The sequence below is a fragment of the Bradyrhizobium sp. AZCC 2289 genome (genome assembly GCF_036924615.1).
In the GTDB taxonomy this organism is placed as follows: domain Bacteria; phylum Pseudomonadota; class Alphaproteobacteria; order Rhizobiales; family Xanthobacteraceae; genus Bradyrhizobium.
The window spans coordinates 3,039,858-3,052,715 of record NZ_JAZHRY010000001.1 but is presented as its reverse complement, the minus strand read 5'-3'; the positions used below and the strand labels follow the sequence as shown (position 1 = coordinate 3,052,715).

9 protein-coding genes and 1 pseudogene are annotated in these 12,858 nt (G+C 62.5%); 3 read left to right on the top strand and 7 right to left on the bottom strand.

The window, feature by feature from the left end:
• Positions 1 to 192: 192 nt before the first annotated feature.
• Entirely contained in the window at positions 193 to 1,713 is a 1,521-nt protein-coding gene (locus tag V1289_RS14750) for a hypothetical protein (RefSeq protein WP_334397614.1), read from the top strand.
• Positions 1,714 to 1,843: 130 nt separating this feature from the next.
• Here the strand turns inward: V1289_RS14750 and V1289_RS14745 are convergent, their stop codons facing one another.
• The gene (locus V1289_RS14745; protein ID WP_334397613.1) at positions 1,844 to 2,104 is read right to left on the bottom strand and encodes a hypothetical protein; all 261 of its coding nucleotides are present in this window, start codon (positions 2,102 to 2,104) and stop codon (positions 1,844 to 1,846) included.
• Between the two features lie 60 nt (positions 2,105 to 2,164).
• Complete coding sequence (locus tag V1289_RS14740) at positions 2,165 to 2,584, bottom strand: GFA family protein (protein WP_334397612.1); 420 nt, start codon at positions 2,582 to 2,584, stop codon at positions 2,165 to 2,167.
• Positions 2,585 to 3,101: 517 nt separating this feature from the next.
• Here V1289_RS14740 and V1289_RS14735 point away from each other — a divergent pair.
• Complete coding sequence (locus tag V1289_RS14735; protein WP_334397611.1) at positions 3,102 to 4,520, top strand: M20 family metallopeptidase; 1,419 nt, start codon at positions 3,102 to 3,104, stop codon at positions 4,518 to 4,520.
• A gap of 42 nt (positions 4,521 to 4,562) precedes the next feature.
• On the opposite strand, the gene V1289_RS14730 is transcribed toward V1289_RS14735, so the two are convergent.
• Complete coding sequence (locus V1289_RS14730; RefSeq protein ID WP_074277668.1) at positions 4,563 to 5,120, bottom strand: HNH endonuclease; 558 nt, start codon at positions 5,118 to 5,120, stop codon at positions 4,563 to 4,565.
• Between the two features lie 183 nt (positions 5,121 to 5,303).
• Between V1289_RS14730 and V1289_RS14725 the strand changes: the two genes are divergently transcribed.
• Positions 5,304 to 7,064: a chloride channel protein gene (locus V1289_RS14725; protein WP_334397610.1), complete on the top strand. Its 1,761-nt coding sequence runs from the start codon at positions 5,304 to 5,306 to the stop codon at positions 7,062 to 7,064.
• Here the strand turns inward: V1289_RS14725 and V1289_RS14720 are convergent.
• From V1289_RS14720 to V1289_RS14705, 4 genes and pseudogenes are all read right to left on the bottom strand, one after another.
• Positions 7,061 to 8,032, bottom strand: a complete 972-nt coding sequence (locus tag V1289_RS14720) for a peptidyl-alpha-hydroxyglycine alpha-amidating lyase family protein (protein ID WP_334397609.1) — start codon at positions 8,030 to 8,032, stop codon at positions 7,061 to 7,063. The genes V1289_RS14725 and V1289_RS14720 overlap by 4 nt on opposite strands.
• A 129-nt stretch (positions 8,033 to 8,161) precedes the next feature.
• A pseudogene (locus V1289_RS14715) lies at positions 8,162 to 9,948 on the bottom strand (flavin-containing monooxygenase).
• Between the two features lie 95 nt (positions 9,949 to 10,043).
• Complete coding sequence (locus tag V1289_RS14710; RefSeq protein WP_334397608.1) at positions 10,044 to 11,132, bottom strand: DUF2855 family protein; 1,089 nt, start codon at positions 11,130 to 11,132, stop codon at positions 10,044 to 10,046.
• A gap of 127 nt (positions 11,133 to 11,259) precedes the next feature.
• On the bottom strand, positions 11,260 to 12,786 hold the full coding sequence (locus V1289_RS14705) for an acyl-CoA synthetase (RefSeq protein ID WP_334397607.1): 1,527 nt from the start codon (positions 12,784 to 12,786) through the stop codon (positions 11,260 to 11,262).
• Between the last annotated feature and the right edge of the window lie 72 nt (positions 12,787 to 12,858).

Genomic DNA, 12,858 nt, shown 5'->3' with positions numbered 1-12,858 from the left:
CAGTCGCGCCGCACTGCATCGTCCCGCGCGCCGCCTCGATCTCGAAGGTAAAGCCGACATGGCGGGACCTGTTTCGCCTATGTTATTGATCCGGAACGGTAGGAGAGCGCGATGGCACAACCATTGTAACCAGAATTGAAGCGAGGTGCCGATCCACATCGGCTGAATTGTACCCTTCAGGGAGGGAACGCAATGGAACAGGCGGCGAAGGAGACCGTGATTGTCGTGCACGGCACTTGGGCTGCGCCTGAGCTCGGAAAAAGCCGATGGTACCAACCTGTCGACAGGCACTCAACGGAGCCATTCACCGCCAAGCTTGATGCCGCCCTACGAGAACGCGGCTCGCCCGCTCGGTGCTGGGCGCACTGCGGGGACGGCAATCAAATCTTCCATTGGTCCGGCGAAAACAGCTGGATTGCGCGCACCCATGCGGCATTAGCGCTGGGAAACTATGTGGCTGCTCTGCAGAGCAGCGGCTGGTGTTGTCACATCGTCGCGCATAGCCACGGCGGGAACATCGTGCTCGAAGCGTTACCGCAAATCGCGGCCACGCAGCAATTTAAAGGGCCTTCCGCCAAGATCGTGACATTGGGCACGCCGTTCATGGACACGGCGTCACCGATATCAGCGAGTGCTAGGCGAATACGTCAAATTCAAGTTGTCGCGGGTTGGATGGGTTTCAGCCTCTTTATCTTTGTCCTCGCATTCGGGCTCTTCGAAACACTGATGGGAAATGATCGGTTCAATTCGTCGCTAGATTATTGGTATGAGGCAGTACTTCTATTTCTTCTTTTGATTCCACTTTTGTTATTCGTCTATCAGAGATTTAGTCGGAGGAATCGAGTTACGGGGCGGCCCGCAAGCGCGGCTGAAGGGCGACCACAAATCCTCGCCGTGGGAAGTTTGATGGACGAGGCTTGGCAGGTCCTACACCATATGCAGAATATCGCGAATCCGTTGGCCGTTCGGTCAAACATCTTCGCCTATCTGCTGTCATCGGCACGTCAAAATATTTCGCGAAGTTTCCAAATTGCCCGCATCCACGGCGCCAGATCTTATTCTGATTTAGGAACTACGGCGAAATGGATTCTGGCGATTACACACGCTCTCTTCTTGGTTTGGATGGCGTATGGAGTTTTCGTTTTCGCTTTTTTTATACAACGTCCGCCGGGGGAAAGGGACATTCTGGTTTTCTTAGCGACTGCCCTTCTCTCTATCGTGACGTATATGTTTCTCTTCGTTCTTTACTTGACACGAATGTTGGGGCCGACGTTCTATTCGGCTTTCTTGTTACCTGTTCGTTGGTGCGCACATGTCGTGGGTTTTGCCCCTAGTATTTTCACTGAAATAGCGACGTACGTGGTCCGGAGCCGAGGTTGGTCCGTGCTATTGACGATTGGTATGGGTCTCGATGGTTATCGGCACAAACCTCCCCTCGTCGAACAACATCCGAGCTATATCGAAAAGAATTTCATAACGTACGAAAATATGCCGATGGGCGCGCAGCAGCGCGCATTGGCGACGCGAAGCGCGTGGATCGGCCGCCATTTTGGCGATGTGACCGAAACTCTCGCAAAGTTGGTGATTACTTCAGCAGACATTTCGTTGCTGCTGCGCTCGATCGAATCCGATCAGTCTCTTGTCCATGCGGCTTATTACACGGACGACGAATGTATTGCCCGGATCGCAGACTGGATTGCTGGGAGAGGATGATTGGCTGGTGCCCCATGGTGACATCCGCTGTTGGCCCTTAGCGACAATACGTGGCGGCGCAGTAATTCGGTCGCTTTCGGAGCGAAGCTGACGTCGCAGCGAGCCTTTGCTGGTCGTGCGGGCGCATGAGCTAGCGCTGCGGGTTCGTCGTGTACCGTCCGACGTTGCGACCGCCCGCGTCATAGATCGTCGTCGTGTTGCCGGTCGCGGACTCGCGGCTGATCACCTTGCCTCGCGCATCGTAGTTCGTCGTCGCGCCGCCGCTGTCGGTCGAGGCGCGGCCGACGACCTTGCCGGACGAGCCGTAGATGGTGCGCTGTTGCGCCGAGGCTGCGCCGGTCAGCATCGCGAGCGCGAGCAATGCGAGCAGGATGGTCGTGGGATTCGTCATCCGGTGATCGTAGCTCGACCATCGCGCCCGCCGCCAGCCTTCTCAACGCCGGGTGGTGTCTCAGTTTGAATTTTTTGTGGGGATGCTTTGCCGGAAGTGCTGCACGGCACCATCAATTTGAACCCAATCATGTTTCGACTGTTCGAAAACCGATATGACGGGGGCTGGGTATTTTGGTTCAGCCATCGCGCCGACTGCAACGGCGATTAGCGCGGGCAGATTGCTGAGTTTCCAGTAGACTGTTGAGCCGCACTCTGGACAAAAATAGTTATGGATTGTCCCGCCGCTTGCGGCGGCGTGCGTGAACTCTTTTGAGGTTCCTGAGATGGTGACAACCTCAGCGGGGTAATAAGCGCCTACGCCGAACGGCGCGCCGGCTCGGCGTTGGCAGTCGATGCAGTGACAAGCAACGATTATCTTGGATGGTTCTTCTGGAAGTGAGAGCGTGACAGCACCGCAACTGCATCTGGCGTTGCCCATCGGGAAAGTCCCCCACCGTCTTCTGAGCTTGCGGAGCTTAACGCCGCAAAACGCTGCGGGAAATAGCAAGCACGTGCCGACGGACACAGGCGTCAGGGGCGAGCCGCAGGAAGGCCGTACAGCGCGCATCCCGCAGATTTTTCACAACAATTTATAGCTCCAGCAGTTCGGGACACAAACGAGGACACATCAGCCACACCTTATTGATTTAACGAGACTTTTTGTGTCCATGCTCTCCCTTGCGCAGGGAATGCCGGATTGCCTCCGCTGAACCTGTATGTTCGTGTGCGTTTCTTCGCACAATTTTGCACACGAGACCGCGGGTGCAGCGCGCATCCGGCATTCCCCGCTCCCTCTTTTTGAGGGAGTGCCTTCGCAAAGCTCGGGCGCATCGCGCCGCGAGATCGCTTGCGCATATGCTTCGCGCCGCCGGCATGGCTGGTGCCACGGCCGGCGCTAGGCGGGGTCCGGCGAAGCTGATAGCATTTTCGCTCTCACAGGGATCGAGGACCAGAAGATGGACAACCGCAGCGACATCTGGCGTGGCGTTGACGCGATCAAACCGCGTTTCGTCGACCTCAGCGACAGGGTCTGGGCGATGCCCGAGGTGTGCTACACCGAGGCGCGCTCTTCCGCCGAACATCTGGCCGAACTGCGCCATCAGGGCTTTCGCATCAGCGAGAATGTCGCTGATATTCCTACCGCCGTGATCGGCGAATGGGGGGAGGGCGGCCCCGTCATCGCCTTCCTCGGCGAATACGATGCGCTGCCGGGCTTGAGCCAGGAAGCTGGCGTGGCGGAGCCCCGCCCGGTCGAGGCCGGTGGCCACGGCCATGGCTGCGGCCACAATCTGCTGGGCTCGGCCGCGCTGCTCGCGGCGACCGCCGTGAAGGATTGGCTGGCCGCCCACAAGGTGCCGGGGCGCGTGCGCTATTATGGCTGTCCGGCGGAAGAAGGCGGCGCTGCGAAAACCTTCATGGTGCGCTCGGGCGCCTTCGATGATGCCGACATCGCCATCACCTGGCACCCCAGCAGTTTCTGGGAGGTGGTGGTGACGCCATCGCTCGCCAACACGCGGGCCGATTTCATCTTCACCGGGCGTACCTCGCACGCTGCGGCCTCGCCGCATCTCGGCCGCAGCGCGCTCGACGCGGTGGAACTGATGAATGTCGGCGTCAACTACATGCGCGAGCACATGCCGAGCGACGCCCGCGTCCATTATGCGCTGCTCGACACCGGCGGCATTGCCCCAAATGTGGTGCAGGCCCACGCCCGCGTGCGCTATTCCATCCGCGCCCGCGATTTGCCCGGCATGAACGAATTGGTGGGGCGCGTTCACAAGATCGCGCAGGGCGCGGCGCTGATGACCGAGACCAAAATGGAGATGCGGATCATTTCCGCGGTCTCCAACGTTCTGGCCAACACCCCGCTCGAGCAAGCCCTCCATCGCATCATGGAGGATCTCGGTCCGCCGCATTTCGACGAGGCGGACGAAGAATTCGCTGCAAAAATCCGCGCCACTTTGACCGACAAGGATATCGCGTCGGTCTATCACACGATCGGCATGGATCCGACCGACCGGCCGCTGGCCGACTTCATCGTGCCGCTGGACGCCAGGCGCAATCCGTTGATCGGCTCGACCGATGTCGGCGATGTCAGCTGGGTGGTCCCGACCGTTCAGGTTCATGCGCCGACGGTTGCGATCGGCACCCCGTTCCATACCTGGCAGGTGGTGGCGCAGGGCAAGAGCCCGCACGCCCACAAGGCCATGGTGCAGGCCGCTAAGGCCATGGCCGGGCTCGGCATCCAGGCGCTGAACGAGCCGGAACTGATTGCCGCCGCCAAGGCCGACCTCAACAAGCGCACCGCCCGCACGCCCTATGTCAGCCCGCTGCCGGCCGACGTCGCGCCGCCACTGGACATGTCGGTGGCGTGAACGGGCGAACAAAAATTTCGCAGGAGGGACGCGCGCAAGCCCCTACGGATCGAGCTCGGTATCCCAGTACAAATAATCCAGCCAGCTATCGTGCAGATAGTTCGGCGGGAACAGCCGCCCGTTGCGATGCAGCTGGTGCACGGTCGGGGCGAACGGGTGTTGCCTCGGGAACATCCGGGCCTGCTGCGGGGTCAGATTGCCCTTGCGCAGGTTACACGGCGAACACGCCGCGACCACGTTCTCCCAGGTGGTCTGGCCGCCCTTGCTGCGCGGGATGATGTGATCGAAGGTCAAATCGTCATGCGCCGAGCAATATTGGCAGATGAAGCGGTCGCGCAGGAAGACGTTGAACCGGGTGAAGGCGGGGTGCGTCGTCGGCTTCACGAAGGATTTCAGCGACACCACGCTGGGCAGCTGGATTTCGAAAGTGGGGCTGCGCACCGCGCGGTCGTAGTGCTCGACGATATTGACGCGGTCGAGGAACACCGCCTTGATCGCGTCCTGCCACGACCAAAGGGACAACGGATAGTAGCTGAGCGGCCGGAAATCCGCGTTCAGCACCAGTACCGGCCAACCGCCTTGTGAGACATGTGCGTTCAAGTAACGCTCCTGGCCTCCATATCGCTGCGAAGCAGCATGCGTTGACATACTACAGGCAGCGTGACGGGATTGTGAAGAGCATTGAGCGGCTTATCCGCCATCGCGCCGCCACGATTGCATCGGTGGCGGGAACACCGCTAAAGGGGCGGACGGGCTGTATTTGGCCGCTGACGGACCCTTGAGATGACCACCCCCTCCCGTTACCTCGAAGCGCCGCGCCGGCTGCGGGCGTTCGTTCGCGCCCATGAAACCAGCCTGGTCGTGCTTGCGGCGCTGATCGGGACCATCGGCGGCCTGGTGGTGCTGGCGATGAGCATCGCGGTGGCCGGGCTTCACGCGCTGTTGTTCAACATCAGCATCCGGGAGCGGCTCTCGAGCCAGGCCAGCATCGATACGCTGCGGGCCCTGCTGGTTCCGAGCCTCGGTGGGCTGTTGCTGGGGGTGGCGTTCCTGTGGCTGTCGGGATGGCGGCCGGCGCGCGAAATCGACCCGATCGAGGCCAATGCCCTGCATGGCGGGCGGATGTCGTTTCGCGGCAGCGTCATCGTCGCGCTGCAGACGATCTGGTCCTCGGGCGTCGGCGCGTCGGTCGGGCTCGAGGCGGGCTATACCCAGCTTTCCAGCGGCCTGGCCGCCTCATTGGGCCGCGGCTTTCACCTGCGCCGCGCCGACCAGCGAATCATGGTCGGCTGCGGTGCGGCGGCCGCGATCGCGGGTGCGTTCGGCGCCCCGCTGGCCGGCGCCTTCTATGCGTTCGAACTCGTGATCGGGGGCTATACCCCGGCCAGCCTGACGCCGGTCGGGGTCGCCGCGGTGGCCGGTTATTTCGTCACCCATGGATTCGCGGCGCTGTCGCTCGGCATCGGCGTCGGGCCGGTCGGCGATGTGCTCGGGCGCGATCTCGCGATCGCAGCCCTGCTCGGGATTCTGGCGGCGCTGTTCGGCATCGTCATCATGCGCGGCGTGGCTCTGTGCGAAGCGGTGCTGGTAAAAACCCGGCTGTGGGCGCCACTGCGCCCGGCGCTGGGCGGCCTCGCCGTCGGCCTGCTCGCGCTGCTGACGCCGCAGGTGATGTCGTCGGGCCATGGCGCGCTGCATTTTTCCAGCATCGTCTCGATGCCACTGCAAATCATTGCCGGCGTGTTCGTTCTCAAGGCGATCGCCTCGATCATCTCGCTCGGCAGCGGCTTTCGCGGCGGATTGTTTTTCGCCACCCTGTTCATGGGCGCGCTCGGCGGCCGCCTGTTCGCCGCCGGCGTCGACCTGGTGTGGCCGGGTCTGGCGCTCGATCCCAACGTCTATGCGATCATCGGCATGAGCGCGCTGTCGGCATCGGTGATCGGCGGACCGCTGACGATGTCGTTCATCGCGCTGGAATCGACCGGCAATCTCTGGCTCACCACGATCGTGCTGGTCGCGGTCATGATCTCGACCCAGATCACCCGCGAACTGTTCGGTTATTCGTTCGCGACCTGGCGATTGCATCTTCGCGGCGAAACCATCCGCAGCGCCGCCGATGTCGGCTGGATCAGGGACCTCACCGTCCGCCGCCTGATGCGGCCGGATCTGGCGACGGTCGACGCCGGCATCGGCATCGAGGAGTTTCGCGAAAAATTTCCGCTGGGCTCGAAGACCCAGGTCGTGGCCGTCGATGGCGACGGACGCTATGTCGGGCTGGCGCTGGTGGCCGAAGCGCACACCCCGGAAATCGTGGCCAAGAACGGCCTCGTCGACATCCTTCATCACCGGTATGTGGTGTTGCATCCGATCATGAACATCCAGGAAGCCATCGCCGTCTTCGACGCCGCCGAAGCGGAATCACTGGCGGTGGTCGAAGCCGGCGGCGAACACCGGCCGATCGGGATCCTCACCGAGGCCCACGCGATGCGGCGCTATGCGGAAGAATCCGACCGGCGGCGGCGCGAGGCGGTTGGCGAGATCTAGGAGACCTTCGCCAGCTTCTGCAGGCAGCGAACCACTTTCACCTCCTCCGGCATCTCGGTATCCGGAAAGCTCGTCTTCCAGTCGGTGACGCCGACCTCGCCGACATAGATGTCGCCCTTCGAATCCAAGGCGATGCCGTGCGGCGCGAGGAATTTGCCGGTCTCCAGCCCCGGCCCGCTCTCGCCGCCGAGCCGGGCGATGCGCTTGCCCTTCGAATCGACGATGCTCAGGCGCGGGCCGAGATTGGGCACCTTGCGATTGACGGCCATGCCGGGGCCGAGTTCGCCGATGATGAAGTGCGGGTGCTTGCCGCCGCAGCAATGCAGCGCGCAGGGCCGGTGCAGATTATTCCACTGCGTTTCGTATTTGCCGTTGCCGTCGAACACCTGCACGCGGTGGTTCTCGCGGTCGGCGACATAGACCCATCCATCCGCGTCGGTGGCGATGTTGTGGACGATGTTGAATTGGCCGGGATCGGTGCCGGGCTCGCCCCAGGTTTTGAGCAGCCTGCCGTCCGGCGTGTATTTGTGGACGCAGGCATTGCCGTAGCCATCCGAGACATAGATTTCGCCGTTGGGCGACAGCGCGGTATGGGTGCAGCGGTGGAACGGCTCGCCGCTCATGAACGGCGCCGGCTTGTTCGGGATGCCGATGGTCAAGAGCACCTTGCCGCTGGTCGAGCACTTGCGCACGGTGTGGTCGCCGTCATCGGTGCAATAAAGATTGTCGTCGGCGTCGATGTGCAGCCCGTGGGCGCGGTTGAACAGGCCTTCGCCCCAGCTCGTGATGAAATTACCCTCGCGGTCGAGCACCACCATCGGATGGGCGCCGCGGTTGAAGACGTAGATACGGTCCTTGCTGTCGACAGCGACCGAAGCGACATCGGTGAGACTCCATCCCGCCGGCAGTTTTGCAAAATTCTCCACCACGCGGTAGCGATGTTCGCCCGAGCCGAGAATGGTCGGCATGTGTGATTCCCCCGGATTTTTTGGAGTTGTCATTCCGGGATGGTCCGAAGGACCAGACCCGGAATCTCGAGATTCTCAGATGCGCAATTGCGCATCATAGTTCGCTTCGCGACGCGGAATGACATTTATTCACGCAAGCGCCGCCCGCGGCCCCACCCCCCGCGGCAGCAGCTCTTCCTCGATCGCCTTGATCTGCAGCGCCAGATGTTTGGAGCCGATCCGGCATTGCGCCAGGCCGCCGGCTATGAACCAGAGGCCGGGCTGGCCGGTGCGGGTGTACATGTTGCGCAGTTCCTGCTCGTCGCCAAAACCCCAGATGGTGCCGACGCGCTTTTCCACGGCTTCGCCGAACAGCTTGCGCACCAGCTCTTCCTGGCGTTTGTAGCCGGTCGCGAGCACGACCAGATCGGCGGCAAGCGTCTCGCCGCTCTTCATCCTGGCGCCGGCGGCGACGAAAATATCGATATCGGCAAACTGCTTCAGCGCGATCTCGCCCTTGACGATCAGGTCGGAGCAGCCGACGTTGAAATAATAGCCGCCGCCGCGGGTCAGATATTTGAACTGCCAGCCGGTATTGTCCTCGCCGAAGTCGAGCTTGAAGCCTGCGCGCGCCAGTCCCTCCAGCAATCCCTGTCGAGCTCTTTTGATTTCTCCGTCGTCATGGCGTGGCTCTTGCGCGCGAGCTTCAGCGGCATCGAGGTCGCGATCAAATCGTTATCCTCGAGCGTGCCGTCATTATAGGGCGCGTAGACCAGTTGCGCCGACGGTTCGATGCTGACGATCAGCGTCGGGCTGCGCTGCACCAGCGTCACCTCGGCGCGGCTTGAACAGAGGTCCTGCGCGATGTCGTGGCCGCTATTGCCGGTGCCGATGACGATCGCGCGCTTGCCCTTCCAGTTCTCGCCGTCGTCGTACTGGCTGGAATGCATCACCTTGCCCGCGAAATCCTTGATGCCGGCAATATCCGGCACGCTCGGAATGCCGCTGACGCCGGTCGCGAGCACCACGTGGCGTGGATGCATGGTGCGATTGCCGCCGTCGGCACAGCGCAGCGTCACGGTCCAGCGGCCTTCCTTCTCGTCGTAGCTGCCGCCCTCGAACTCGGTTCCGGTCCAGAAGTTCAGCTCCATGGTTTCGACATAGGCCTCGAACCAGTTGGCGAGCTTGTCCTTCGGGATATAGGTCGGCCAGTTCGGCGGGAAATACATATAGGGCAGGTGGTTGACCTGGACCTGATTGTGCAGCGTCAGCGCGTGATAGCGCTTGCGCCAATTGTCGCCGATGCGCTGTTCGCGATCGACGATCAGCGTATCGACGTTCAATTGCTTCAGCCGGGCGGCGATGCACAGCCCGGACTGGCCGCCGCCGATGACGAGCACCGTGGGATCATGGTCGGCATAGGCCGCCGAGACCTTGCGCAGATCGAGCCAGTTGGGGCCGCGAAAATCCCGCGAATAGGCATTGCCGCGCGGGCGCGCTGTCCCCAGCTGCTCCTCAAAACCCTTGAGTTCGCCAAGCTCCGTCAGCAGCGTCCAGGCTTTCAGCGTGTGGCCGTCGGCTAAGTCCGGGATCAGGCGGACGATGCCGCTGCCGCGCCCCACACCCGTCTCGAATTTGAAGATCGCCTCGATCGCATTGGTGCCCGCGCGCATCACCTTGCGCGGCGCCCGGCGGCCGGGATCGATCGCAAACCCGGACGGCGCGGCGCGGCGGGCGTGGGTCGGCAACTCCTTCAGGATCGCATCGGCGCCATTGATGGTCTGGATGTTCCAGCTCAGCGCCAGCACGTCGCGCCAGTAGCTGTCGGAATGAAACAGGGTCTCCAGCGCGCCGTCATCGGGCTCAGCCAGCGCGGCCTCGAATTGCGTCAGCCAATTATCGACCGCGAGCGAAAGATCGTCGGTTTTATCGAGCATGCGCGTCTCTCTCAGCAGCCGTCTGCGCGGCGTTTCCCTGGTCGGAACCCTATACCCATTTGGGAAGGCGCAGAAAGGGCGTGAGGAGATGCCGACTATTCCGCCAGCGACAGGATATGCCCCTGATCCGGCGGCACGCGGCGATTGAGGGTATCGAGATAGGCGGCGCGTACCGCCGCCGGCCCGCGGCCTTCGGTCACGGTGAGCCATTGGTCCAGCTTCGGCGCGAAACCTGCCCAGGCCGCGCCGAACCGCATATCGACGCCGCCCGGTCCCCATTCTTTCGCCCGTATGCGGATCTGGTCGGGTGCGAAGAACCATGCCGGCTTGGCGCCCGGCAATACCGGTTCGTCCGGCGATGAGCTGCGATGAGTCAGCCCGATCCGTCCGGAATATTTCATCTGGTCGCCGAAATGCCGGTGCAGTTTTTCGCGGAGCTCGCTGTTGCCCGCCATGTCGACGAACGCAGCCGGTGCGTTCGACGGCAGCGAGGTCACGCGATCATAGGTGACGACCTCGTCGTAGCAGCCGAGCGATTCGACGAACTTGGTATTCGATGCCGAGGTGAGGCCGATTACCTTGATGCCTTCGCGCAAATGCAGCAGATGCGCAAGCCCGAACGCGGTCTTGCTGGAGGCGCTCGAGAGCAGCACGCTGCGCGCGCCGTAGAAATCGTTCTCGGCGAGGAAATCGTCGACCAGAAACGATAGCATGAACAGCGGCCGCAGCAGCGCCTGCCAGTCGCCCTGCCGTGCGGCGAAGGCAGGGGCGCCGCTGACGCGCGCATAGGCGTTGTAGACCGGGGCGACGCCCTGGCGATGCGCGGCGGCATCGCGCAAACCGCGCTTGCTGACGTCGGCGGCCTCGATGACGAGATGCGTCGCCATCGGGAAATAGCCGAACAGGATTTCGCCCTCGGCGATCCCGGGATGTTTCGAGGCGGTCACCTCGCCAAATCCCCACACCGGAATGTTGCCAAAGCCGTTCGGCGCCGGAAACAGCTGCCAATATTTCAGCTGATCGCCTGTTACGGCGTAGGTGATGTTGTTGGCGGTGAGCGCGAAGCGCGTGACCTTTACCAGCAACGCATCATCGGGCAGCGTTGCGGCATCAGGCAGCTGTGTCTCGATCACCTTGCATTGCTGCAGGTCATCGCGGGCGACGATGAAGTCGGTGGATTTCATGGTTTCGATCCCGGCGTTGTTTTGCTGCCGCGATCTTTGCCGCCGCCTTCGGGCATTTTGCAACAGCAACATTGTTTAAAACGGACGTCGTTTGTTTAAAACAACGTTCGGCTTTTGTGACCGGTCATCATGCCCCTGTGCGAATATGGCCTTGCCAATAGGGGTCGCGCAACTTGCGCTTGAAGATCTTGCCGGTCGCTTCGCGCGGCAGTGCGTCGAGGAACTGAATCTCCTTCGGTACCTTGAAATTGGCGAGGCGGCCGCGCAAAAAATCCTGCACGGCCGCGGGAGACAGCGCAGCGCCCGGTTCGGGCTCGATGCACGCACACAACCGTTCGCCGAATTCGTCGTCGGGAATGCCGAACACCGCGCAGTCGCGCACGCCTTCCATGGCGATCAGCGCATTTTCGATTTCCGCCGGATAGATGTTGACGCCGCCCGAGATCACCATGTCGCGTTTGCGGTCGCACAGGAACAGATAACCGTCCTCGTCGAGGTAGCCGACGTCGCCGACGCTGACGAGGCCATCGCGGCCGGCCTCGGCGCGCGCCTCCGCGTTGCCGTGATAATCGAAGTCCGGCACAGATGTCTGCCGCATGTAGATTTCGCCGGGTTCGTTGACCGCGCACAGGCTGCCGCCGGGGCGAAAGATCTTGACGATACCGCCCTCGATCGCGCGGCCGACCGTGCCGGGTTTCTTCAGCGCTTCCTCGGCCGAATGCCACACCGGAATTCCGGTTTCCGTCGAGCCGAAATATTCGTGGATCACCGGCCCCCACCATTCGATCATCGCGCGTTTGACCTGCGGCGGGCAGGGCGCCGCGCCATGGACCACGAAGCGCAGCGAGGAGAGGTCGTAACGTCGCTTGATGTCGTCAGGCAGCCGCAGCAGGCGCACGAACATGGTCGGCACCATATGCATGTGGGTGACGCGGTGGCGCGCGATCAGTTGCAGCATGTCCTCGGGATCGAAGCGCGGCTCGAGCACGATGGTGCAGCCGTGACGGAACGCCAGCATGCCGTAGGAATTCGGCGCTGAATGATACATCGGGCCGTTCATCAGGATGACCTGATCTTCGTTCGGCTTGACGCCATAGGCGATCGCGCCGACGCGCTCGGACGCACTGAGCTGTTCCGGCCGCATCGCCTTGCGGCGTACGCCTTTCGGCATGCTGGTCGTACCCGAAGTATAGAACATCGGCGAACTGCGGCCTGGCGGCTCCAGCGACGGGGCGTGGCTGTCGCGCCAGGAATCCCAGTCCGTCAGTCCGGCCGGAGCTTGCATCAGCTCCGGCGCGATGTCGAACGCGGCGGCGATTTCCGGTGGCGTCGACACCACCAGCAGCCGCAGATTGCCGGGCAGGCCGTCGCGGATTTGCGGCAGCAGGTCGGCATGGCACACCAGAATATCGGCGCCGCTGTCGGAGAGGATGTAGCGGACCTCCTCGGCCTTGAGGTGCCAGTTGATCGGCACCACCGGGCTGCCCAGCGCCGCCGCGCCGCCGGCGACCTCGAACAGCGCAAAATCGTTGCGCAGCATCATGGCGACGGGCGCGCCGTCGTGCAGGCCAAGCGGTTTAAATCCCGTCGCCGCCCGCCTGATATGGGCCAGCAGTTCGGGATAGAAGATCCGGCGTTCGCCGCTGATGATCATTGCTCACTTCTCTGTCTCCTGGCGGGCTAGCGGCTCAAATCATCCTTGCAGGCCTGCAGCACGCTCACCGGC